At 63.6% G+C, this 22,123-nt stretch carries 24 protein-coding genes; 14 read left to right on the top strand and 10 right to left on the bottom strand.

The genetic code is table 11. From position 1 onward, the window contains the following. Window positions 1-7 precede the first annotated feature (7 nt). The 6 genes from pdxY (CGLAUT_RS09135) (at window position 8) to CGLAUT_RS09110 (ending at window position 5,705) form a co-directional block, all read left to right on the top strand. A complete protein-coding gene (pdxY, locus tag CGLAUT_RS09135; protein ID WP_290184740.1) occupies window positions 8-919 on the top strand; it encodes a pyridoxal kinase PdxY in 912 nt (303 codons plus the stop codon). A gap of 95 nt (window positions 920-1,014) precedes the next feature. Then, window positions 1,015-1,671 (top strand): Abi family protein, encoded by a 657-nt coding sequence (locus CGLAUT_RS09130; protein WP_290184738.1) that lies wholly within the window; start codon window positions 1,015-1,017, stop codon window positions 1,669-1,671. 352 nt (window positions 1,672-2,023) lie between these two features. Next, entirely contained in the window at window positions 2,024-2,842 is an 819-nt protein-coding gene (pdxY, locus tag CGLAUT_RS09125) for a pyridoxal kinase (RefSeq protein WP_290184736.1), read from the top strand. A 263-nt stretch (window positions 2,843-3,105) separates the two neighbouring features. Further along, a complete protein-coding gene (era, locus tag CGLAUT_RS09120) occupies window positions 3,106-4,188 on the top strand; it encodes a GTPase Era (protein WP_095660458.1) in 1,083 nt (360 codons plus the stop codon). After that, window positions 4,178-4,936 (top strand): DNA repair protein RecO, encoded by a 759-nt coding sequence (gene recO, locus CGLAUT_RS09115; protein WP_290184733.1) that lies wholly within the window; start codon window positions 4,178-4,180, stop codon window positions 4,934-4,936. The genes era and recO overlap by 11 nt, the downstream gene beginning before the upstream one ends. 7 nt (window positions 4,937-4,943) lie before the next feature. Beyond that, complete coding sequence (locus CGLAUT_RS09110) at window positions 4,944-5,705, top strand: isoprenyl transferase (RefSeq protein WP_095660457.1); 762 nt, start codon at window positions 4,944-4,946, stop codon at window positions 5,703-5,705. Here the strand turns inward: CGLAUT_RS09110 and CGLAUT_RS09105 are convergent. Together CGLAUT_RS09105 and CGLAUT_RS09100 are read right to left on the bottom strand one after the other, a co-directional pair. Further along, window positions 5,702-6,145 (bottom strand): Fur family transcriptional regulator, encoded by a 444-nt coding sequence (locus tag CGLAUT_RS09105; RefSeq protein WP_290184731.1) that lies wholly within the window; start codon window positions 6,143-6,145, stop codon window positions 5,702-5,704. The genes CGLAUT_RS09110 and CGLAUT_RS09105 overlap by 4 nt on opposite strands. Before the next feature lie 11 nt (window positions 6,146-6,156). Next, window positions 6,157-6,618, bottom strand: a complete 462-nt coding sequence (locus CGLAUT_RS09100; protein WP_290184729.1) for an ArsR/SmtB family transcription factor — start codon at window positions 6,616-6,618, stop codon at window positions 6,157-6,159. Window positions 6,619-6,870: 252 nt separating this feature from the next. On the opposite strand from CGLAUT_RS09100, the gene CGLAUT_RS09095 reads away from it, so the two are divergent. From CGLAUT_RS09095 to CGLAUT_RS09085, 3 genes are read left to right on the top strand one after another with little or no spacing between them, the layout of a single operon-like run. Then, window positions 6,871-8,253, top strand: a complete 1,383-nt coding sequence (locus tag CGLAUT_RS09095; protein WP_290184728.1) for a glycine--tRNA ligase — start codon at window positions 6,871-6,873, stop codon at window positions 8,251-8,253. An 18-nt stretch (window positions 8,254-8,271) separates the two neighbouring features. Beyond that, window positions 8,272-8,781 (top strand): hypothetical protein, encoded by a 510-nt coding sequence (locus CGLAUT_RS09090; RefSeq protein ID WP_290184726.1) that lies wholly within the window; start codon window positions 8,272-8,274, stop codon window positions 8,779-8,781. Next, entirely contained in the window at window positions 8,778-9,224 is a 447-nt protein-coding gene (locus tag CGLAUT_RS09085) for a hypothetical protein (protein ID WP_095660452.1), read from the top strand. The genes CGLAUT_RS09090 and CGLAUT_RS09085 overlap by 4 nt, the downstream gene beginning before the upstream one ends. An 11-nt stretch (window positions 9,225-9,235) precedes the next feature. Here CGLAUT_RS09085 and CGLAUT_RS09080 read toward each other — a convergent pair whose 3' ends face one another. After that, window positions 9,236-11,338 (bottom strand): TPM domain-containing protein, encoded by a 2,103-nt coding sequence (locus CGLAUT_RS09080; protein ID WP_290184724.1) that lies wholly within the window; start codon window positions 11,336-11,338, stop codon window positions 9,236-9,238. 58 nt (window positions 11,339-11,396) lie between these two features. Here CGLAUT_RS09080 and CGLAUT_RS09075 point away from each other — a divergent pair, with 58 nt between their 5' ends. Beyond that, window positions 11,397-12,659, top strand: a complete 1,263-nt coding sequence (locus CGLAUT_RS09075) for a deoxyguanosinetriphosphate triphosphohydrolase (protein ID WP_095660450.1) — start codon at window positions 11,397-11,399, stop codon at window positions 12,657-12,659. Window positions 12,660-12,672: 13 nt separating this feature from the next. Here CGLAUT_RS09075 and CGLAUT_RS09070 read toward each other — a convergent pair whose 3' ends face one another. The 5 genes from CGLAUT_RS09070 to CGLAUT_RS09050 form a co-directional block, all read right to left on the bottom strand. Continuing rightward, window positions 12,673-13,662: an ArsA family ATPase gene (locus CGLAUT_RS09070; protein WP_095660449.1), complete on the bottom strand. Its 990-nt coding sequence runs from the start codon at window positions 13,660-13,662 to the stop codon at window positions 12,673-12,675. Next, window positions 13,653-13,910, bottom strand: a complete 258-nt coding sequence (locus CGLAUT_RS09065) for a cory-CC-star protein (RefSeq protein WP_095660448.1) — start codon at window positions 13,908-13,910, stop codon at window positions 13,653-13,655. Before CGLAUT_RS09065 ends, CGLAUT_RS09070 begins: the two co-directional genes overlap by 10 nt. A gap of 2 nt (window positions 13,911-13,912) precedes the next feature. Continuing rightward, the gene (locus CGLAUT_RS09060) at window positions 13,913-15,700 is read right to left on the bottom strand and encodes a carbon starvation CstA family protein (protein ID WP_290184722.1); all 1,788 of its coding nucleotides are present in this window, start codon (window positions 15,698-15,700) and stop codon (window positions 13,913-13,915) included. 169 nt (window positions 15,701-15,869) lie between these two features. Then, window positions 15,870-16,133, bottom strand: a complete 264-nt coding sequence (locus CGLAUT_RS09055) for a hypothetical protein (protein ID WP_157731334.1) — start codon at window positions 16,131-16,133, stop codon at window positions 15,870-15,872. After that, window positions 16,126-16,671, bottom strand: a complete 546-nt coding sequence (locus CGLAUT_RS09050) for a guanyl-specific ribonuclease (protein WP_232507098.1) — start codon at window positions 16,669-16,671, stop codon at window positions 16,126-16,128. The genes CGLAUT_RS09055 and CGLAUT_RS09050 overlap by 8 nt, the downstream gene beginning before the upstream one ends. A gap of 37 nt (window positions 16,672-16,708) precedes the next feature. On the opposite strand from CGLAUT_RS09050, the gene dnaG reads away from it, so the two are divergent. From dnaG to CGLAUT_RS09035, 3 genes are read left to right on the top strand one after another with little or no spacing between them, the layout of a single operon-like run. Beyond that, the gene (gene dnaG / locus CGLAUT_RS09045) at window positions 16,709-18,640 is read left to right on the top strand and encodes a DNA primase (RefSeq protein WP_095660444.1); all 1,932 of its coding nucleotides are present in this window, start codon (window positions 16,709-16,711) and stop codon (window positions 18,638-18,640) included. 43 nt (window positions 18,641-18,683) lie between these two features. Further along, window positions 18,684-19,766 (top strand): AAA family ATPase, encoded by a 1,083-nt coding sequence (locus tag CGLAUT_RS09040; protein WP_290184720.1) that lies wholly within the window; start codon window positions 18,684-18,686, stop codon window positions 19,764-19,766. Between the two features lie 7 nt (window positions 19,767-19,773). Further along, window positions 19,774-20,304: a hypothetical protein gene (locus tag CGLAUT_RS09035; protein WP_290184719.1), complete on the top strand. Its 531-nt coding sequence runs from the start codon at window positions 19,774-19,776 to the stop codon at window positions 20,302-20,304. Window positions 20,305-20,321: 17 nt separating this feature from the next. On the opposite strand, the gene CGLAUT_RS09030 is transcribed toward CGLAUT_RS09035, so the two are convergent. Further along, window positions 20,322-20,969: an 8-oxoguanine DNA glycosylase OGG fold protein gene (locus CGLAUT_RS09030; RefSeq protein WP_290184717.1), complete on the bottom strand. Its 648-nt coding sequence runs from the start codon at window positions 20,967-20,969 to the stop codon at window positions 20,322-20,324. Between the two features lie 18 nt (window positions 20,970-20,987). Between CGLAUT_RS09030 and CGLAUT_RS09025 the strand changes: the two genes are divergently transcribed. After that, window positions 20,988-21,578, top strand: a complete 591-nt coding sequence (locus tag CGLAUT_RS09025; RefSeq protein ID WP_290184716.1) for a MazG nucleotide pyrophosphohydrolase domain-containing protein — start codon at window positions 20,988-20,990, stop codon at window positions 21,576-21,578. A 70-nt stretch (window positions 21,579-21,648) separates the two neighbouring features. On the opposite strand, the gene CGLAUT_RS09020 is transcribed toward CGLAUT_RS09025, so the two are convergent. Then, the gene (locus CGLAUT_RS09020; RefSeq protein WP_290184714.1) at window positions 21,649-22,116 is read right to left on the bottom strand and encodes a hypothetical protein; all 468 of its coding nucleotides are present in this window, start codon (window positions 22,114-22,116) and stop codon (window positions 21,649-21,651) included. Window positions 22,117-22,123: the final 7 nt, after the last annotated feature.

The raw sequence follows: 22,123 nt of genomic DNA, 5'->3' as shown, positions 1-22,123 counted from the left end.
AGCTCCTATGAACATTCTCTCGATCCAATCGGCGGTGGCCTACGGGCACGTGGGCAACTCGGCGGCGGTGTTCCCGCTGCAGCGCATCGGGCACGAGGTCTGGCCCGTGTACACGGTGAATTACTCCAACCACACGGGTTACGGTCAGTGGCAGGGTCCGATCATTCCGGCGGCGGATGTCGCCTCGGTGATTGCGGGAGTCGGGGAGAGAGGGGCTTTTTCGCTTATCGACGCTCTGTTGTCCGGCTACCAGGGCTCTTCCGAAATCGCCGATGTGATCGTGGACGCTGTGGCGCAGGTGAAGGAGGCGAACCCCGCGGCGATTTACGCGTGCGACCCGGTGATGGGCAACGCGAAGTCCGGCTGCCACGTGGCCGATGACATCCCGCCGCTGCTGCGCTCCAAGGTGGTGCCGGTGGCGGATGTGATCACGCCGAACCAGTTCGAGCTGGGGTATTTGGTGGAGCAGGACGCGGCCGATTTGGATTCGACGCTGCGTGCGGCTGCGGCGGCGCGCGAGATGGGGCCGTCGGTGGTGCTGGTGACCTCGGTGGAGCGCCCGGATGCGCCGGAGGACGTCGTGGAGATGATCGCGGTTGACGACGCTGGCGCGTGGATCGTTCAGACGCCTCGCCTGCCGTTCAAGCGCAACGGCTCCGGCGATGTCACCGCCGCGCTGTTCACGGGGCACTATTTGAACGCCCGTGCTGCAGGTGCCGCGGGGCAGTCCGCATCTGCGAGCGGGGCCGCTTCTGTGGGCGAGTCCGCGCCGATCGCGGAGGCCCTGGCAAAGACCGCATCCAGCGTCTACGACATGCTGAAGCTCACCTTCGAAGCGGACTCGCGCGAGCTGAAACTGGTCGAGGCGCAGGAATTCTACGCCAATCCGCGCATGCAGTTCAGCGTCGAAGCGCTGTAGGCATTGACCGGGACACCCCAGGTGCTATAATTGCGTCATCATGATCAGCCCGTTGCCCAGTGCGCGGGCTGATTTTCTTCCAGGGGTTAGGAAGAGTGGAGTATCAAAAAGATTGGCTGTCGGTCGAGCAACAGATCGAGAGATTGCGTTCGCGGGGACTCACGATTGATGACGAATCGCAGGCTGCTCGCCTCCTGAACTCGATCGGTTACTACAGACTCACCGGGTACCTGTACCCATTCTTAGAAACCGAAGCCCGCGTTGATTTCGACGGCCGGCGCCAAATAACGGTTCTCCCCAAATATCGAGAGGGCACAAGGCTAAACGATGCGATCGAGTTAGTGGACTTTGATCGGAGCCTGCGCTTGGCGGTTCTAGATGGGGTGGAGCGGATCGAAATCGCAGCAAGGATGCGGATCGGTCATGAAATTGGCCGGCACGGGCCGTTTACACACGAAAACCCGGATTATTTCGATCGATCCTTCACTGAGTCAAGAACCGACAGCCGTCAACCGGCTGCTAGTAAACACGTCCAGTGGCTCACCAGGGTCAAAGAACGCCGGGATGGGTCCGATGAGAGGTTTGTCGCACACTTTCGAGACAAATACGACGATCGAATGCCAATTTGGGCTCTCACCGAGATCCTCGAGTTGGGACAACTATCCAGACTGTACCAAGGCATGCCCCAAGCAGATGCCGAAACTGTTGCGATTCAGTTTGGTGTCCCCAACAAGAAACTCATGGCAAGCTAGCTTAGCTCGTTGAACTACGTCCGGAACGTAGCGGCTCATCATTCGCGTTTGTTCAACCGTAAGCTTCAACACGCTCCGAAACGCCCGAAGGCGGGACAGATTTCATCTCTGGATCACCTGGTGGAGTCTGACTCTCCGAAAGCTAAATTCGGCACGTATAACGCACTCGCTATAGTTGCCTACCTTCTGCGGTCTGTAGAGACCGGAACAGGTTGGGTGCCGCGCCTTGGCGCATTGCTTTCGACCTTTCTGGAAAGCGACTCGATTACGATTGCGTCCATGGGTGTCCCGGCCGGCTGGCGCGATCTTGACCTGTGGTCGAATCCTTGAAGGGATCCCATAGGATCAATGTGTGAACATCATTTCGCTGCAGTCCGCTGTCACATTCGGCCACGTCGGCAACTCGGCCGCGGTGTTTCCGATGCAGCGCCTCGGTCACGAGGTCTGGCCGGTCTACACAGTGAACTTCTCCAACCACACGGAGTACCCGTCGTGGCGCGGCCCGGTGATCGCGCCCTCTGACGTTGCCGCGGTGCTCGACGGGATGTCCTTCGCATTCAGCGAGGTCGACGTGTTTCTCACCGGCTACCTCGGCTCGCCCGAACTCGCCGAGGTGGTGTTCGACACCGTCCAGCGCATCAAGGCCGCCAATCCGGACGCGCTGTACGTGTGCGATCCGGTGATCGGCAACGCCACCGTCGGGTCGTTCGTGGGCGAGGAAATCCCGGACGTGTTCAGGGAGCAACTCATTCCGCTTGCCGACGCCATTACGCCCAACCATTGGGAACTCGCCCTTCTGACCGGAACCGATTTGCTCACGGTGGGCGACACCGTTTCTGCGGCGCGGAATCTCTGCGACCGTGCACTGGTCACCTCCATCGGTGCGTACACCGATGAGACCCTGGGCATGCTCGACATCACGCCTGATGCGGCCCTGTTGGTGGAAACGCCGCGCCTGGGCGGGAACGTTGTCGGTGCGGGTGACCTGGCGACCGCGCTCTTTGCCGCCATGCAGGATCAACCCAGCGCAGACCGGCTCTCACACCTGGCTGGCGCGATGTTCGACATCGTCTCCGTGGTGCGCGAGCGCGACCTCGCTGAACTCCCGCTCGTCGAGTGCCAGGACCTTATCGTCGACCCGCGCTCTCGCTTCACCCCAACCCCGGTCTAGCCAACAACCAACCAGCCAAGCCCTCCGCCCGGCCCCTCCCACTCAACTCCAAACCCGGACAATTCCAGCAAACCCGGATAACTTCATGGTCTTACGTACAAACTTAGCTACATAAAGGTTGCTAACTATCCGGGTTTGTCGCCATTGTCCGGGTTTGGGATGGGTTTTGGCCCGGCCTGGGACGGGCTGGGTCGTCGGGGTGAGTGGTTGGAGCTGGGCATGGGCACCAAGGGCAGCGGCGCTCGGCCGGTAGAATCACCGACATGAACCCCACCAACGACGGCGCCTTCTTCCCTGACTTCGATGAGGCCGACTTGCCCGCGGACGCAAATGCGAACGTGGATGCCGCTGCGGGAACCGGCGGCGATGCTGCCGCAGGTGCAAACGCGGAGGCCGCTACAGGTGAGAGCGCGGGGTACGGGGGATTCACGGACACGCCCGAGGGGTTCCGCTCCGGCTTCGTCGGGTTTGTGGGCAGGCCGAACACTGGCAAGTCGACGCTGACGAATGCGCTGGTGGGCGAGAAGATCGCGATTATGGCGGATCAGCCGGAGACGACTCGTCACCCGATTCGCGGCATCATCAACCGCGAGGACGCGCAGATCATCGTGGTGGACACACCGGGCATCCACCGCCCGCGCACGCTGCTCGGCGAGCGCCTCAACGACGCGGTCAAAGACACCTACGCCGAGGTCGACGTCATCGGGTTCACCGTTCCGGCCGACGAGAAGATCGGTCCCGGCGACCGCTACATTTACGAGCAGATTCGGGCGGTGAAGCCGAATGCGCCGATCGTCGGCATTGTGACCAAACTGGACAAGGCGTCGAAGGATGTTGTCGGCGAGCGCCTCATCGAGCTCCACGAACTGCTCGGCGAAGAATCCGAGGTCGTTCCGATCTCCGCGACCTCCGGTGTGCAACTCGACGTGCTGCTCGACGTTTTGGTGGACAAGCTGCCGGAAGGCCCGCGCTTTTACCCGGAAGACCACGTCACGGACGAGGACATGGAAACGCGCATCGCTGAGCTGATCCGTGAGGAAGCGCTGCAAGGCTTGCGTGAAGAGCTGCCGCACTCTGTCGCGGTGCAGATCGATGAGATGCACGTCGACGAGGCGGACACCAACGACCCGAAGCGCATGATGATCTACGCCGTGATCTACCTCGAGCGCCCGGGACAGAAGAAGATCCTCGAAGGCCCGGACGGGCGGCGTCTCAGCGGCATCACGCACCGCGCGCGTCGCCAGATCGTCGACCTCATCGGCCGCAACGTTTACCTTGACCTGCGCATCAAGGTGCTGAAGAACTGGCAGTCCGACCCGAAGGCACTTGGCCGCCTTGGCTTCTAGCTCCAGCTCCCGCGGATTCCGAGCAGGCGGCTCCAGGCCGTCGTGGCGCGACCGCGCCTTCGTTGTGCGCACCTACGACTTCGCCGAAGCCGATCGCGTGATTGTCCTGCTCACCCGCGACCACGGCCTCGTCCGCGGGGTGGCGAAGGGGGTCCGCAAGTCCAAATCCCGATTCGGGTCGCGCCTACAGCCGTTTGTTGATGTGGACGTGCAGGTGTATCCGTCGAAAAGCAATGGCTTGTCGACGATCACCGGTGCCGACACGGTGACCTATTACGGGCACAAGATCACCGACGATTTCGACCGCTACACCGCCGCGTGCGCGGTAATGGAGACGGCGGAGCGTCTCAGCTTCGATCAGGGCGACCCGGTACTGTTCGCGCTGGTGGAGGAGGCGCTTGAGCGGCTGCAGCGCGCGGAGCACCCAACAATGGTGCTGGACAGTTTCATTCTGCGCGCGACCGAGCATGCCGGCTGGGGCTTAAGCCTGTTCAACTGCGCGAACTGCGAAGCGCCGGGGCCGCACAAGGCGTTCAACGCGGCTGTCGGCGGCGCGGTGTGCAACAACTGCCGCCCGCCGGGGTCGGCGGATGTGAACCCGGAGGTGCTGCACACGATGTGGCTGATTCAGCACGGGCGCGCCGCCGACGCGGAGTTCGTGGAACAGATGCACCGGCTGACTACGGCGCATCTGCGGTACAACCTGGAGGCAGGTCTGAAGTCTCTGCGCATCATGGAGCAGGCATAATAGAGGGGTGAATTTCCCGCAGCCGCCCGCAATTGACCCGCAGTTCATCCCTCGTCACATCGCGCTGGTGATGGACGGCAACGGTCGCTGGGCGCAAGAGCGCGGGCTGCCGCGCACCGCCGGGCACCAGCGCGGCGAGGCGGTGCTGATGGAATGCGTCGATGCCTGCATCGCGCTCGGCCACGTGGAATGGCTCTCCGCCTACGCGTTCTCCACGGAGAACTGGCGCCGCTCACACTCCGAGGTCCGCTTCCTCATGGGCTTTAGCCGCGACGTGCTGCGCCGCCACCGCGACGAACTGCACGAGAAGAACGTGCGCGTCGTGTGGGCGGGCCGCCGCCCACGCCTGTGGCGCAGCGTCGTGCGCGAACTCGAGGAGGCAGAAGAGCTCACCCAAGACAACACCGGGGTCACGCTCGCTATGTGCATCAATTACGGTGGCAGGGCAGAGCTTGTCGACGCCACCCGCGCCATGGTCAAAGACGCCAACGCCGGGCTCATCCGCCCCGAGGACATCACGGAGAAGTCGCTGTCGGAGTTCCTCTACCGCCCGGATATGCCGGATGTGGACCTCTTCTTGCGGCCTTCGGGGGAGCGGCGCACGTCGAACTTTCTGCTGTGGCAGTCGGCGTACGCGGAGATGGTGTACCAGGACACGCTGTTTCCGGACTTCACCCCGCAGCACATGTACGACGCTGTGTTGGAGTACGCGAAGCGCGACCGACGCTTCGGCGGTGCGGTGGATAAGTTCGCGCCCGAGTCGAGCTAGGCGCGCGCTTCCTGGCACGTGACGCAGGTGCCGTAAATCTCGGCGTCGTGGCCGACGAGTTCGTAGCCGAAGCGTTCCGAGATTAGCTCGGCCCACTTCTCCACAGGCCCGCCTTCAACTTCTTCGCTGCGTCCGCAAGTGGTGCACACCAGGTGGTGATGGTGGTGGTCGGTGAGACAGTCGCGGTAGAGGGTTTCACCCTCCGGGGTCTGGAGCACATCGACAGCGCCGATCTCGGAGAGGGACTGCAGGGTGCGGTAGACCGTCGTTAAGCCTGCTTGCTCTCCGCGAGCTTCGAGTGCTTCATGGATGGTTTTTGCTGAGGCGAACTTGTCGATTTCCCGCAGGGTTTCCACGACCGCTGTCCGCTGCTTGGTCATGCGGGGGCCGAGCTTGGGAATCGGCTGGGTGCTGGACTGGCTGCGGCGCTGCGGGGACATGTGCGCCTAGGTTAGTCCTTCTTCGGGCGCGCGGTGGACGGGGTGAGGCCAGGGTCTTTGTCGGGCCGGATTCCGGGAGGCGGCTCGTTGACTGCCACAATGCCCCCGCCGGGCATTGCGGCGGCGGGCTTACGCCGTGAGGACTCCTTCGTGCTGCGGCGGTGGTCGAGTTCGCCGGTGCCGGCGACGGTGGATAGTTCGACGATGATGTCGATAATCGCTGGCTGCACCAGGGAGTAGATGACCTCACGGCCGGCGCGGCGTGATTCCACGAGTCCGACGCACTTGAGCACGCGTAGGTGCTGCGAGATGAGTGGCTGGGATTTGCCCAGCTTGGTCACCAACTCGTGCACGACGTGGTCGCCGGTATGGAGCAGAAGCAGGATGCGGAGGCGAAGTTGGGAGTCAAGTGCCCCGAGAAGCTCCGCAACGAGCTCGAGCTCTCGGGGTGCCAAAGAACCAGGATCGCGCATGGCGGAAGGCCCGTCTCCCTTCTCTCCTGGATACCCGGGAGTTCGTCAGCGGTAAATGAAACGTTGATAGGTCAATATTGCCAAACTGCTGAAAATGTTACTGCACTGAGGGTACACAATGAGTCTTAAATGTCTAAATCTCTATGTTTGGCGGGCGCTGCCTTGGCGCACTGGGCACACAGCTTGTCGCACGTGTTCGCTACACTAGGCACGATAACTTTCCGTCCCTGCATTCATCCAGGAGATTTCAACGTGCCGGCGAGCAAGATCGATACAGTAGTCAACCTCTGCAAACGTCGAGGGCTGGTGTACCCTGCAGGTGAGATCTACGGCGGTACCCGCTCTGCATGGGACTACGGCCCGCTTGGCGTGGAGCTGAAGGAGAATCTCAAGCGCCAGTGGTGGCGCCACATGGTGCAGCTGCGCGAGGACACCGTGGGCGTTGACACTTCGATCATCCTGCCGCGCCAGGTGTGGGTGGCTTCCGGTCACGTCGAGGTGTTCACCGACCCACTGGTGGAGTCCTTGCACACCCACAAGCGCTACCGCGCCGACCACCTGCTAGAGGCGTACGAGGAGAAGCACGGCCACCCGCCGGCTAACGGCCTCGCCGACATCCCGGATCCGGAGACCGGCCAACCAGGCAACTGGACCGAACCGCGTGCGTTCTCCGGCCTGATGAAGACCTACCTTGGCCCGGTGGATGATGAAGAAGGCCTGCACTACATGCGTCCGGAGACCGCCCAGGGCATCTTCGTGAACTTCAAGAACGTGATGACGTCGGCGCGCATCAAGCCGCCGTTCGGCATCGCCAACATCGGTAAGTCCTTCCGCAACGAGATCACCCCGGGCAACTTCATCTTCCGCACCCGCGAGTTTGAGCAGATGGAGATGGAGTTCTTCGTCAAACCCGGCGAGGACGAGACCTGGCACCAGTACTGGATTGATAACCGCCACCAGTGGTACGTCGATCTGGGCATTGACCCGGAGAACCTGCGCCTCTACGAACACCCGCAGGAGAAGCTCAGCCACTACTCCAAGCGCACCGTGGACATCGAGTACGCCTTCGGTTTCACCGGTTCGAAGTGGGGCGAGCTTGAGGGCGTGGCCAATCGCACGGATTACGACCTGAAGACGCACGCCGAGGCATCGGGCGAGGACCTGAGCTTTTTCGACCAGGAGACCAACGAGCGCTGGATCCCGTACTGCATCGAGCCCGCTGCGGGTCTCGGCCGCGCGATGATGGCCTTCCTCATCGATGCTTACCACGAGGAAGAGGCCCCGAACACCAAGGGTGGCACCGACACCCGCGTCGTGTTGCGCCTGGACCGCCGCCTCTCGCCTATCAAGGTCGCGGTCCTGCCGCTGTCGAAGAAGCCGGAGCTTTCCGGCCCGGCCGAGGAGCTCGCGCGCACCCTGCGCCAGCACTGGAACATCGACTACGACACCTCCGGTGCAATCGGCCGCCGTTACCGCCGCCAAGACGAGATCGGCACCCCGTTCTGCGTGACCTACGACTTTGACACCCTCGAAGACCAGGCGGTCACCGTGCGCGAGCGCGACACCATGGAGCAGGAGCGCGTGCCGCTGGCGGAGCTCGAGAGCTACCTCGCCGCCCGCCTCATCGGCTGCTAGGGGCAGGAGTACTCGCGCATGCACTACGTGAGCTGGGACCGCGCCGACAAGGACAACCTGAAGCTGCTCGCCGAGGCAGGCCCTGAGGTGCTCGGCGTGTTCCAACCCGACCGGGCAAGTGTGAACGGTGAGATCTGGGACCTCGTGGTCAGCCCCGAGTCCGGCGCGATCGCCACCCGCGGTGGCGACGAAATTGTCCGTGCGCACGATCCGCTGCGCCGCGGCGACCGCGTCCGCGTCGATGTCGAGGGCCGTCAGTACCTCATGGTCGGCGAGAGCTCGCGCAACTGGATCATCGACGACGCCGACGGCAACAAAGTCGCCCAGTTCACCCGCGACCAGTCTGGCGTGCGCAAAGCCATCCTCGAGTTCGAAGGCGAAACCCACCTGCCGTTGACCGACATCGCGGGCTTGGCCTGGCTCTCGCGCTCGCTCACCGAGGCCCGCCAAGTCCAGTCGGCGAACGTCCTCATCGCTACACTCACGCTCATGTCCGCAGTTGCGCTCGCAGTTTGGTTCCTGATGTGATCTGGCAGAGCACTTCGCTTATCGACGGCCCGGTCAACGCCCATTTCGACGCAACGTCGAACACCTTGGTCGCGGGGTCAGAGACGCTTCGGTTCACCTCCACCGACCCGACTGACCTACGTGCCGTCGACGCGGAGGGCCACACCTACCGCCTGGTCAAGCGCAGCATCACCGTCGCGCGCTACGAGGCCATCTGCAGCGCTGAAGGTGCAACGGGGGAGAGGGGCCGCCGCTACACCGCGCGACGCGCGGGCGGCGTCATCGAGCGGCGTCGCGAGATTGCCAATGAGGCTGGCGAGCCGGTTGCGGTGGCCGTCGGCAAGCTAAATGGCGATCTTGAGCTGCGGCCGACTGGTGGTGCCCAGGTGCCGTTTCTGGACCTGGCGTTCATCTCGTGGGCGCTGACGTATGTGGATGCGCCCACGCGACGCACGCTCTACTAACCCAAAGCTAATTAGAAGGTGCCGCCGCGAGAGATCGGCCCGCCACCGCCGCCGCCGGAGAATCCGCCGCCGCCCATGGAGCCGCCGCGGTAGCCTCCGCCGCCACCGCCGCCGAGGATCGCACCCCACAGCACAGCCTGCGCCATGCTGTTCGCGGTCTGGCGGTTCTGGGCTGCGCGGTAGCGGTCGATGTCGTCGTTCGCGGCCTTCGCGGCGCGGCGTGCGGTGTCGGTTGCGGCGCGCGCCCACTCGATGGCGTTGCGGGTATCGCGGGTGCGCAGCTGGTGCGCCTGCGCGTGCTGCTTCTTCGCCTCCGCGAGCAGGGTGCGCGCGTGGGAGCCGATGATGCGGCCGCGGGAGCGGATGAGGTCCTCTGCGCCCTGGATCTGCGCGGTGGCCACCTGCATCTGCTGGTCGAAGAGTTGGAGCAGACGATTCTGGTCACCGGCCGCGCCGCGGGCGCGCTCGAGCTCTTGATCCACGCGCGCATCCACGTCGGCGAGCTCGGTGTAAAGCGCAAGCGGCTCGGAGTCCACGCGCGAATCCGCGGTCGCCAGCACCTCGCGGGCAGCGGCGGCCACCTCGTCGAGGGCGCGGACGTCGATACGCGCGCCCTGCTGGGTTGCGCCCTTGATCTGCTCGATCTCGCGGAGCTCGTCCTCGATCTCGCGGCGCAGTGCCGGCAGGTTGTTCTGCGCGGTGCGGATGTTGTCTTCGGCGTGCTCGATGCCGGCGAGGTTCTTGTCGGCGATGTCCACGGCGCGTTCCGCGTTGGCCAGGATGTCGATGAGGGCGCCTTGGCGGCCGGCCCCGGCGTCGGCAAGCTTGCTGGCTTCGTTGAGGTGTTTTTCTGCCTCCTCGAGCGACTCGGTGGCGATGTCGACGTTTTCGGTGATGCTCTGGATCATCTCCTGCGGGTGACGCTGCTTCAGCTCATCGAGCGTGCGCTGCGCAGGTTCGAGGCGCGCACAGATGTCGATGGTGCGGGCGCGAACCTTGTCCACCTCTTCCGGCGCGCGCATGAGCACGCCGCGCATCTCGTTGAACTCCTGCGTCTTGTCGCGCAGGGACTGCTCGGCCTGGCCGGCGGAGGAGATGATGTCCACAAGCATCGCGCGCTTCTCCGGCTCGGTCTCGGGGATCGCGTCGTAAAGCTTCTGGTGCGTGGAGAACGCGCGCTGCAGCGTCGTCGTCGCAGAGTTCATTGCGGAGGTGAACGGGCGGACGCGGTCCGCGCCGAACTCGGCGGTAGCCAGGCGCAGTTCCTCGCGGCCCTGGTTGACGGACTCGTCGGCGGAGACGAGCGCCTCGCGGGCGCGCTCCTCGAGCGTCGGCGTCGGCAGGCGGCCCAGCGAATCGGTGTCCGACGGGTCGAGCGCACGAGCGGATTCGAGCTGCTTGGAGCGGGTCTTCGTGTCGTTGCGTCGCGATGCCGCGTAGAGACCGCCGCCAGCCAGCGCCGCCACGCCGAGGCCGCCGGCGACCCAGCCGGTACCGCTGCCGCCGTCGCCCGAACCGGATCCGCCGGAACCGCTACCAGCGCCAGCACCACCACCAGAACCTGAACCCTTGCCTGCAGTCACCGCAGCTTCCGCCGCGTCTATCGCCGCACCGGCCCAGTCCTGCTCAGTCAGGCGCGCGTACGCGGCGTCCTCCATCGCGTCAATCTCCGCGGTGGTCCACTCAGTGCTGTCGCCGGAGACCGCAAACGCGCGCTCGTTAGGCGAGATCGCCAACACCGCCGTGTTTGTGCCATTGGCCTCGACAGCCTTGCCCACCCAGTCCGATGGCTTCATGCCGCCGAAGCTGTCCAAGTAAATCACGCGCAGCGACTTCTTCTTCTCAGCGCTGAGCTCCTGGATCGCATTTTCAATCTTGGAGATGTCACCATCGGAGAGCACCCCTGCTTCGTCGGTCACCGGCTGGGTAAGCAGCCGAGGACCCGAAGCGGTGCCAACCTGGGCCACAATTTGCACGTCTTCTTGCGCGCTTTGCTGCACGGCGTCCTGCACAGTCGCGGGGGCAATCGCCATGGCCACGGGGGCTGCGGTCAGCGCGGCGGCACCGGTAAGCATGGGCGCGGCCACAAGGAGGCGGAGGTAACGATGATTCATACCCGATAGGGTAGTCGTATCCGCGCCACAACTGCGCCACCCTTTACCCTGGAAGATTGTGTACAGCTATTCCGCCGCCGACATCGAGCGCCGCATCGCCGAGGGCCCAAAGCAATCCCAGATCGCGCCCGAGTCGGACACCCGCGGCGCGTTCAGCCGCGATCGCGCCCGCGTACTGCACTCCGCCGCGCTCCGTCGTCTCGCGGACAAAACCCAGGTCGTCGGCCCCCACGACGGCGACACCCCGCGCACCCGTCTCACCCACTCGCTCGAGGTCGCGCAGATCTCGCGCAGCATCGGCGAGGGACTTGGCCTTGACGCGGACCTCTGCGAGCTCGCCGGCCTCTCCCACGACATCGGCCACCCGCCGTACGGCCACAACGGCGAGCGCGCCCTCGACCAAGTCGCGGATTGTGGGTTCGAAGGCAATGCGCAAACCTTGCGCATCCTTACTCGTCTCGAGCCAAAAGTGCTTGACGACGACACCTCCTACGGCCTCAACCTCACCCGCGCCGCACTCGACGCTGCCTGCAAATACCCGCGCACCCACACCAACGCGGACGGCACCAGCAACAAGAAGTACTCGGCCTACGACGAGGATGCGGAGCTGCTCGCCTGGATCCGCGAAGGCCACACCGACGCCCGTCCGCCGATCGAGGCGCAGGTGATGGACTTCGCCGACGACATCGCCTACTCCGTGCACGATGTTGAGGACGGCATTATTTCCGGGCGCATCACACTGCGTGTGCTGTGGGATTTCGTTGAGCTTGCGGCACTGGCGGAAAAGGGGGCCGCCGCTTTTGGAGGCACGCCGGAGGCGCTCATCGATGCGTCGTATCGGCTGCAAACGTTGCCGTCGATAAGCAAAGCTGCCGACTTTAACTACTCCCTGAATGGCTGGGTCGAGCTGAAGGCCCTGACTTCCGAGCTGGTGGGGCGATATATCGGTGCCGTGACCGGCGCGACGCTGCGTGCGCATGCGGGGCAGCGGCTTGGGCGGATGCACGGCGATCTGGTGATTCCTGCGGACATTGAGGCCGAGGTACGGCTGCTGAAGACGATCGCTGTGCTGTATGTCATGGATTTGCCGGCGCACACGGCGCGGCAGGACCGCCAGCGCGAGCGGATTTTTCGCGTGTACGACTACCTGTCCGCCGGTGCGCCCGGATCGCTGGACACGATTTATCAGCAGTGGTGGCTGACCGCGAACACGTCGCGCGAACGCGAGCGCGTGATTGTGGACCAGATTGCGTCGATGACTGAGTCGCGGCTTGAGCGCCAGGCGAAGAAGGCCGCGGCGCTGACGAGCTTCATGGGGTAGCGGCAGCCGGCGGCTAGAGCAGGGCTGCGATCTCGCCGAGGGCTGCGCGCGTGCCGATCTCGCCCGGGAGCCACGGCAGTTCGCGGGTGGGGACTGCGGGTAGCAGGGCGTCGAGAAGCGACAGTGCTTCTTGCTCGACCTTGCGGCGCGCGGCGGTGAACTCGCCGCCGTCGTCGGGGCTGCGGCGGTTGATCACGAGGCTGCCGACGCGGATGCCGCTGCCGGTGATGTCGCGGTAGAGTTCCGCGGATTCCATGACTGGCAGGCGCTCGGCGGTGAGCACGATGTGGAACGCGCAGGCGGCGGGGTCGGTGAGCACGCTGCGGAGCACTTCGAACTTGCGGCGGCGCTTGTAGAGGACCGAGCGGATCTGCTGGTTGCGGCGCTCAACGGGGTCTTCGCGGCCGTCGACGATGTTGGCGCCTCCGCCCCTGCTACCACCGCCCAGGCCGCGCGCGGCGCGGGAGAACTTGTCGGAGGCGGCGCGGCGCTCGAGCAGCCCGTCGGTGTAGGCGGACATGAGTTCGGGCATCGCGAGCAGGCGGGAAGTGTGGCCGGAGGGGGCGGTGTCGAAGATGATGTGGTCGTAGGTGGCGCTCGACTCTGCGCCGACGCCGGCGTCGACGACCTCTGCGATGCGCTCGAGCATGGCCGCCTCGTGCATGCCGGGAGAGTTGCGGGACAGCTCGAGGTGCTTGTCCACCTCGCGGTGCATCCGCTCCGGCATCATCGCGCGCATGGTCTGGCCGACTTGGCGCAGGTGACGGTCCGTGGTCGCCGCCGGGTCGAGCTCCATGACATCGAGGCCAGGCTCGAGCTGGGTGGGTGTGTCCGACAGCTTTGCCGACCAAATGTGGCCCAGGTTGTGTGCGGGGTCTGTGGAGACAAGCAGGACGCGCGCGCCGTCGTGAGTCAGCCGCACTGCGGTGGCCGCGGACACCGTGGTTTTGCCCACTCCGCCTTTGCCGCCGAAGAACATCACGGGTGCGATGGCTAGCAGCATGAGATCCCGTCCAACGGTGAGCGCTCCAAGCCCATGCGGGTGTGCCAGGCGTGGAAATCCTCGTAAAGCAGCGGCATGAGCTCAAGCGTGTAGAAGCTCACCGGGTTCGGGATGCCCAGCATCTCTGAAGCGACGAGCAGGTGGAATAAGTCGTCTTCCTCGCGCGATGCCCGCTTGAACGCCGCGCGGTATGGGGCTTGGTAGTACTCGTTGAGCCCCGCGCGGAAGGACTTGAGGAAGTCGCGCACGGTTACGCGCCCGGGTCCACGCGGGTCGACCCGGTGCCGGTGCCACCAGCAGTGCCAGCCCCGGGGCCCGCAGCGCCCGCACCAGCCAGCTCAGCCTCGTGCTCGCCCGGCCACGTCTCGTTGTCGGACCACACCACCTGCGGCGCCTGGCGGGCGCGCTGGATGGCGGTGATCGCCTCAACGATGACCCAGATTGCGCAGATGATGATGGCGATGTCGATGACCAGCAGCAGCCAGTTCTTGCTCGACCACAGCGTGCCCAGCTGAATCAGCGCTGCCCACATCGCCATCACGGTGACAAACAGCAGCGGGAGGAGCACCGGCCAAGTCGGGCGGCGCAGCTGGGTCAGAATGACTACCAGGATCGCCATTGTCAGACCCGCCATGAGCTGGTTAGTGGTGCCGAACAGCGGCCAGATCAGCATGCCGCCGGAGCCGTCGACGCCGGTGGAGAACGTCAGGCCAAGGCCGAAGGCAACCGCGATTGTGGTGGTCGCGAGCGCGGAGAGCTTCACGCCCATGAGCTCAGCGACCTCACCGACCACCAGGCGCTGCAGGCGCACACCGGAGTCCATGGTCGTCGCCGCGAATAGCACGGCCATGGTGGCCAGGACGGTGGCCGAAAGGGACGTCGGCAAGCCCAAGCCCTCGTTCATCAAGTTGCCGCCGCCCTGCACGAATGCGCCGACGCCGCCGGCGTTCCACTCCTTGTAGATCTCTTCCCAGTCCGCGACCGTCTTGAAGCCCGCGGTGGTGGCCACGATCGTGCCCAGCGCAAGCAGGCCCTCGCCGACAGCACCGAAGTAACCCACGAAGCGTGCGTCGGTTTCCTTATCCAGCTGCTTCGAAGAGGTGCCGGAAGCCACGATGCCGTGGAAACCGGAGACTGCGCCACACGCGATTGTCACGAACAGCAGGGGGAAGATACCCGGGGTGCCGTCTGGCACGTTGTCGCGCATCGCCGGTGCAACGACGTCCGGGTGGACGATGAAGAAAGAGCCGTAGAGCAGCGCAAGACCGATGAACAGCTGCAGGCCGTTAATGTAGTCGCGCGGCTGCAGCAGGACCCACACCGGCAGCAGCGACGCCACGAAAGCGTAAGCGAACAGGATGATGATCCACCAGCCGCGCGCCGGGATGCCCAACATCTCTTCGGGCAGCGCGATCGGGTACTGGTCGCCTAGCACGATGAGGCTGTACAGTGCCACCACACCCACGATCGACACCAGCGGCAAGTTCCAGTTCAGGCGGTAGATTGCCTGGCCCACCAGGATGGCCACAAGGATCGCGCCCCAGGTCGGGATTACCGAGGTCGGGGTGGAAATGAGCAGGTTGGAAATCACGACCGCGAACGCCGCGTTGACCATCAGCAGCAGCAGGAAGATGACCACCAGGAACAGGTTGCGCCCGCGCGCGCCGATGTAGCGGCCGGACAGGGTGCCAATCGACTGCCCCTTGTGGCGCTGCGAGGCCCACAGGGCACCCAAGTCATGCATACCCGCGAAGAACACCGTGCCCAGGGTCACCCACAAAAACGCCGGGAACCAGCCCCAGATCACAGCCACCGCCGGGCCGACGATCGGCGCCGCGCCCGCCACAGAGGTGAAGTGGTGGCCCCACAGCACGTACTTGTTCGTGGGAACGAAGTCCACACCGTCTTCCATGGTGTGCGCCGGCGTCTTGTACGACTCCGACAGTTGGTACACCTTCGACCCCAGGAACTTGGAGTACAGAAGAAAGCCCAGCGCCATCATCGCTAGGCCAATCAAAACAAGGATCACGGAGTTCACGGTTCGCTCCTTACGGTGGGCCAGTTCACATCGCAGGAGATTATGACAGAACTCACATCAAGGTGCCAGCTCGGGGGCACTCTCGCTTATCGACGGCCCGCCCAACGCCTCGGCCTTAACCACCGATTCACGGTTGTCCGCCGCGCGGACTGACGGGTTTTGGGAAGCGCTAGCGCACAAGTGCGACGTCGTTGTCGCTGAAGACCTGGAGTACCCGCATAGTGTCGGCGGCGGGCAGCTGCCAGTCGGAGGCGATGACTCGAGTCACCCTTGCCTCGCGGAGCAGGTCAGCGAGACCGTCCAAGTTGTGTGGGGCAGGACGCTCGGGGCCGAACACCGCGTACGAGATGCCCGTCGCGAGGTCGGCCACGCTCTCTACGGGGGCGGTGAGCAAGACCGGGTTGCGTCCGCGTCCATGCGATGTCCTATACACCTGCCGCCTCCTTCGCCTCATCGAGCTTCTCATCTAACTGCGATTCGCTGATCTCGCAGAACGAGTCGTAATGATCTGCGGTGTAGAACCACGAGTCCACATCTCCGTCCGCACCGCCGCCGGTGACGACTCGCCGCGCGCCGCGGTGGCGCACGCCCGGAGTTTCCACCGTGTACTCGCGGTAGTAGCCCAGCTTCTCATCGGGCAGCACTCGCTCGTAGTTGCCGAAGCGCGAATCATCGTTGTCCGGGTAGGGGAATGGTCCGCCTTGGTCGACAAGAGCAACGGTGTCCCACACCTCGTCGGGGAGCTCCTCGCACAATTCGAGTCCCGAAGGCCCAGTCCCCGACGCTTGCGTCGCAGGAGCCTTCGCTGTCGAAGCTGAAGTCTCAGACGATACCGACGTAACTGAAGTCGTCTCCGGTTCCGACTTGGGCCCCGGCCCAGCCTCCGGCGCCGCAGCGCACCCACTGAGCAGTCCGCAGACGAGCCCGCCGATGGGCAGGCACAGGGCGAACCCTCTAAGGCGCAACTTCACATCGAGCATTGTTCCACACACTTGTACGATGTCACGCATGGCCAAGGGGAGAATACCGGATAGTGATATCGAAGCTATCCGCGAGCGCGCGCCGATCGAGGAGATCGTCGGCGAGTACGTGCAGCTCAAACCCGCAGGCCACGATTCTATGAAGGGTCTGTCCCCGTTCAAGGACGAAAAGACCCCGTCATTCCACGTGCGCCCCGCACGCGGCTACTTCCACTGTTTCTCCACCGGCAAGGGCGGCGACGTCTTCACCTTCCTCATGGAGATGGAGCAGCTGACCTTCCCGGAGGCAGTGGAGGCGGTGGCGGACCACATCGGCTACCGCATCAACTACCAGGGTGGTACCACGGGCGCGCGCGACGTCAAACCGGGCACCCGCCAGCGCCTGCTTGCCGCGAACCAGGCCGCGCACGCGTTCTACCGCGAGCAGCTGGAAACCAAGGAAGCCCAGACCGCGCGCCAGTTCCTCCTGGACCGGGGATTCAGCCGCGACCACATCTACCACTTCGAGTGCGGCTACGCCCCGGACGGCTGGGACACCCTGACCAAGCACCTCCTGCGCAAGGGGTTCCAGGCCGAGGAACTCCAGCAAGCAGGCTTAAGCAGCATGGGCAAGCGCGGGCCGATCGACAAGTTCCGTCGCCGCCTCATCTGGCCCATCAAGGACGCGGCCGGCAACGTCATCGGCTTCGGCGCCCGCAAGCTCTTCGACGATGACCCAATGGGCAAATACATGAACACCCAGGACACGCTGCTATATCACAAGTCCAAGGTGCTCTTCGGACTCGATCTCGCGAAGAAGCACATCGCTGAGGGCCACCAGGCCGTCATCGTCGAGGGCTACACCGACGTCATGGCCATGCACGCCGCCGGCGTGAAAACCGCGGTCGCCTCATGTGGCACCGCCTTTGGCAACGACCACCTGCAAACCATCCGCCGCCTCATGTTGGATGACAACTACTTCCGCGGCGAGCTCATCTACACCTTCGACGGCGACGAGGCCGGCCAGAAGGCTGCGATGCGCGCGTTCGAAGGTGATCAGGAATTCACTGGTCAGAGCTTTGTGGCGATCGCGCCCGAGGGGATGGACCCCTGCGATCTGCGCCTGGCCAAGGGAGATTCTGCGGTTCGAGAGCTCGTCGCAAAGCGAATCCCCATGGTCGAGTTTGTGCTCGAGTCGACCTTGACCAACTTCTCCCTTGATTCTGCCGAGGGTCGGCTGCAGGCGCTGCGCCGCACTGTGCCGATTGTCGCTGAGATCAACGATCCGGTCCTGCGCACCGAGTACGCGCGCCGGCTCGCGGGTTGGGTGGGTTGGCCCAACCCGGATGAGGTGGTTCAGCAGGTCAGGGAGGAATCGAAGAAGCCAAAGAAGGGCCCTCGCTTATCGACGCCCCGTCAAACGCCCAGCCCAACCCCAACCGCTGCATCTTCCGCTGCCCCCGCCCTGGCGGCTCCGAACCCGCGCGATCCCGTTCTGTGGCCGCAACGCGAAGCGCTGAAGGTTGCACTGCAGTACCCGGGAATTGCTGGGACCTACTTCGACGGAATCAACCCAGACGCGTTCACGAACGACGCCTACCGGCAGGTGCGCCAGGCGATGGCTGATGCGGGCGGGGCGCAGCAGGGCGTTGGCGCCGACGGTGGGGTGAGCCCGAACTACACCGCCCGGGTGGCCGGTGAAATGCGTGACCTGGCTGGGCGCAAATTCGTCTCCGAGCTCGCCGTCGAGCCGATCCACGCGGACAACATCGAGATCTACGTGGACTCTGTGCTGTCTCGGCTGCAGGAGACCCGCGTGGGTGACCAGATCGCCCAGCTGAAGGCGCGGCTGCAGCGCATGCGCCCGTCCGACGACGAGCAGGCGTACAACGCGCTCTTCTCCGATCTGCTCGCGTTGGAACAAGCCCGCCGCGAACTGAACCAGCGCGCGCTGCGTTCTACACCGCCCGACGTGCGTTAGCACTTTTGCGGACAAGAAGCTCGTGTTCACTTAAGCTTCTGCTATGTCTGAGTATCCCATCGACACTTTACGGGTCAAGCAGTTTGGTCCTTTTGGTGAGTTGAATATCCAGTTCAGCCCACAGCTGAACGTCGTAGTCGGCGATAACGGCACCGGTAAGACTCAGCTATTGAAACTGTTGTATGCCTCCACAAAATCCGTAGACCACGGAAATTTGGAGGAGCCCAGCAAAACTCACCTAGCGACTTCTGTCGCAACCAAGCTGATCGGCGTTTTCAAACCTGACTCTCTGGGGCGTCTTGCTAGCCGTGTTAGGGGCCGTAGCAAGGCAGACGTGTCGGTCAAATTCAAGGGCGTTGGATCTGAGTTGGCATTCAACTTTGCCTCGTCAGCTGACAGCAGGGTGAAGGTCGAGAGCGTGCCCAATCGAAGACTTGAAGACACTGCGGTATTCCTACCGTCTCGTGAGCTGCTCTCAATATATCCCGGCCTAATCTCCCTCTACGAATCTCGCGAAGTCTCTTTTGACGAAACTTGGCGGGACACCGCGGTGCTACTGGGCATGACACCTTTGCTTGGGCCCCGAGGAGACCGAGCGAACCAGCTTCTGGAACCCATTCTCGAGATTCTAGAAGGCAGCGTAGTCGAGGAAAATGGGCGATTCTACGTCAAGCTCAAGACAGCAACTGGAGGAACGGGCAAGATTGAGGCCCACCTGGTTTCGGAAGGCTATCGAAAGCTCGCAATGGTGCTGCGACTCGTCCAGTCGGGTGTTCTTCTCGAAAAGGGTTACTTGTTCTGGGATGAGCCGGAAGCGAATTTGAACCCACGAACGCAGCGAGCTGTTGCTAAGACAATTCACCTTCTAGCCAAACATGGCACGCAAGTCTTCGTTGCAACGCATAGTGTCTTCATACTGCGTGAATTGCGCCTCCTGAGTGATGAGGACCCGGTCGTAACCGCCTACATCGGTTTGGAACGACATGAGCCCAGCGATAACGGATCCGTGCTCACCGGTGTGTCTGGAACTGTGGGGCCAACCCAAGCAGATTTGCCGACTCTGACCGCCCTAGAGGAAGAGGCTGCTCAAGCCATTAGGTACCTGGAGCATGAATTCGATGAGTAGGTCGATAGTGGTAGAGGATGTCGTTTTTGAATTTCCGGATGACTGGGAAGTAGAAGATTTCGACGCTTGGTACAGTTCTGGGCGCTCCGCTAAACCCTTGACGAACGACCCATTCAACGCGAAAGATTGCGACCTTATTGCCTTCGAGGGAAACCGTCTTTGGCTAATCGAGGTGAAGGACTATACCTACCCAGGCAAGCGCCCGGATCCAAACCTAGCAACCATCTTTGCGCTAAAAGTCTTCCACACAATGGCGAGACTTATGCTCGTCGCTCATTTCGGGAATCACCCGAAGAAAGATTTTTGCAGGCGCGCGGTCAGCGCTGAAGAGATTCGGGTAGCCCTCGCCATAGAGATGCGGGGCGACAACAGGATGCTTCCGCTTGCCCTGGCTGGCATCAAGGACAATCTAGATCGGAAATGTGCTCCAATGAAGGTTAAGCACATAACCGTGAGCAACTCTCGGTTTAATCCATCGCACGTCGGTTGGAGCCAGCGTCGCGTAGGAGAAGCTCGTGGGAAGCATTCCGACCGCTAGGCGAAAAAGAAAACTGTCTAGGCAGACCCGGCGAACTCCCGAGCCGCGTACTCGACCGTATCCAGTGGCAGCGACGAATCGAACGCGTCGCGCGCCTCGCGCAGCGCCGCCAAGTACTCGCCGTACTCCTCAGCGGTCCACTCGCCAGACGGCTCAAGGCCCGCCACCTCCGCGCGCTTGTTGCAGATGATCGCCGGCTTGTCGCCCTCGCCGTCCTCCTGCTCGCCGGCCAGGAAGTAGGCCACGGCGGAGGCGAACTTCGGCTTCAGGCCAGTCTCAGTCAAAGACGCATACGCTTCAACCGCGTCCTTGCCCTCCAGCTGGCGAATCGCGCCGAGCAGCTGCGACGCATTGTTTTTGTTGCGCAGGAACTGCTGCAGGTCCATGACCTGGTTCGTCTGGCCTGCGCGGTACGCAAACACCGCGCCCAGGAAATCGATGATCTGATCGCGAGCCCAACCCGTATCGCGCACATCGGCCGCAAAGTCGAAGACCTCGGCGCGGGTGATCGACGCGCGGGCGTCGTCACGGAACGGCGGCACGCGGCGCAGGTGGTGCGGCCAGCCCGTCTTCCAACGAATCGGGGAGAAGGTCACGGAGTGCTCCATCACGTCCCCGCGCGTCGGGTTCACGGACTTTAAAGCTTCAGCAAGTTGGTTCGTCATGCGGTTATTGTGTCATGCATGGTTGTCCTCGTGCTCGACCCCCGCTGGCCAGACATGATCCCGGCCCAAATCATCAACCAGATCCGCGGCCCGGTCACCTACACCGAAGACATCCCCGCCCACGCCCGCTCCCTGCCACGCACCGACACCACCGACACCACCGCCGAGCCCTGGCTTGTCACCACCGACGAATCCGCCGCCCCTGACGACGCCGAGATCATCCGCGTCCCCTCGCTCGACGACCCGGTCTACCAAGCCGTCCGCGTCATGCACGCCGCCCGCACCCGCGGCGAGTGGGAGCAGGCAATGACCCACACCTCACTCTTGCCGTACCTCCGCGAGGAAGCGGCAGAACTCGCCGAAGCCATCGAGCAGGAGGCCAGCGAAGAGGAGCTTTTAACAGAGCTTTCCGACGTCTTGTTGCAAGTGCTTTTCCACTCCGAAATCGCCTCGGAGCGCGGCGCTTTCAGCTTCCCGGATGTCGCCGGTGCATTCGTGGCCAAGATGCGTTCGCGCGCGCCGTACATTTTCGACGGCTCGACCGGGCCCGTCGACATCGAAACCCAGGACCGGCTCTGGGCAGAAGGCAAAGCCCGCGAGAAACACTAAAGGGCCGGGGGAGAGTGCCCCGACCCTTTGCAGTGGTGAGTTGCTTGGGCGTGTAGTCGCCCGAGCGTTTTTACTTCGCCAGCGCCATCAGGTTGCGCAGCTCCGGCAGGTTGTTCTCGGAGGAAAGCTGGGAGCTCAGCTTCACTGCCTGGTCCAACGGGGTGACTGGGTCGGCCTTGACGATGCCGCACTCGAGGGCGCGGTCGCCAAGCGCATTGACGGTCGGAGCGGTGGCCAGGCGCAGCACAGAGTTCTCGCCGACAACCTTGTTCAGGTTTTGGACCAGGGTGGAGCGGGTGGTCTCGCCGTCAACCATCTTGGTCAGCTTCAGGGTGGTGGACAGGGTGTCGCAGTTAGCGGTCTTGATCTCACCGTTGAGCACCTTGGTCAGTTCGACGTAGGTGCCAAGGTCGGTTTTGGTCTGAGTGGTCTGAGTAGTCTGTGCAGGCTGAGCGTCCTGAGCCTGAGCGGCGATCGGGGACAGGGTTGCGGCAGCGGCCAGGGCAGCAGCGGCGAGAGTTGTGGAAAAACGACGCATTGAACAG

Source organism: Corynebacterium glaucum (genome assembly GCF_030408855.1).
In the GTDB taxonomy this organism is placed as follows: domain Bacteria; phylum Actinomycetota; class Actinomycetes; order Mycobacteriales; family Mycobacteriaceae; genus Corynebacterium; species Corynebacterium glaucum.
This window is presented reverse-complemented; position numbering and strand designations above follow the sequence as displayed.

What these genes read in the sequence shown, in the direction of transcription:
- pdxY (WP_290184740.1), top strand. Translation starts at nt 8, where the DNA reads ATGAACATTCTCTCGATCCAATCGGCGGTGGCCTACGGGCACGTGGGC.
- era (WP_095660458.1), top strand. Translation starts at nt 3,106, where the DNA reads ATGAACCCCACCAACGACGGCGCCTTCTTCCCTGACTTCGATGAGGCC.
- CGLAUT_RS09105 (WP_290184731.1), bottom strand. Translation starts at nt 6,145, where the DNA reads ATGTCCCCGCAGCGCCGCAGCCAGTCCAGCACCCAGCCGATTCCCAAG.
- CGLAUT_RS09100 (WP_290184729.1), bottom strand. Translation starts at nt 6,618, where the DNA reads ATGCGCGATCCTGGTTCTTTGGCACCCCGAGAGCTCGAGCTCGTTGCG.
- CGLAUT_RS09090 (WP_290184726.1), top strand. Translation starts at nt 8,272, where the DNA reads ATGCACTACGTGAGCTGGGACCGCGCCGACAAGGACAACCTGAAGCTG.
- CGLAUT_RS09080 (WP_290184724.1), bottom strand. Translation starts at nt 11,338, where the DNA reads ATGAATCATCGTTACCTCCGCCTCCTTGTGGCCGCGCCCATGCTTACC.
- CGLAUT_RS09070 (WP_095660449.1), bottom strand. Translation starts at nt 13,662, where the DNA reads ATGCTGCTAGCCATCGCACCCGTGATGTTCTTCGGCGGCAAAGGCGGA.
- dnaG (WP_095660444.1), top strand. Translation starts at nt 16,709, where the DNA reads ATGGCCAAGGGGAGAATACCGGATAGTGATATCGAAGCTATCCGCGAG.
- CGLAUT_RS09040 (WP_290184720.1), top strand. Translation starts at nt 18,684, where the DNA reads ATGTCTGAGTATCCCATCGACACTTTACGGGTCAAGCAGTTTGGTCCT.
- CGLAUT_RS09030 (WP_290184717.1), bottom strand. Translation starts at nt 20,969, where the DNA reads ATGACGAACCAACTTGCTGAAGCTTTAAAGTCCGTGAACCCGACGCGC.
- CGLAUT_RS09025 (WP_290184716.1), top strand. Translation starts at nt 20,988, where the DNA reads ATGGTTGTCCTCGTGCTCGACCCCCGCTGGCCAGACATGATCCCGGCC.
- CGLAUT_RS09020 (WP_290184714.1), bottom strand. Translation starts at nt 22,116, where the DNA reads ATGCGTCGTTTTTCCACAACTCTCGCCGCTGCTGCCCTGGCCGCTGCC.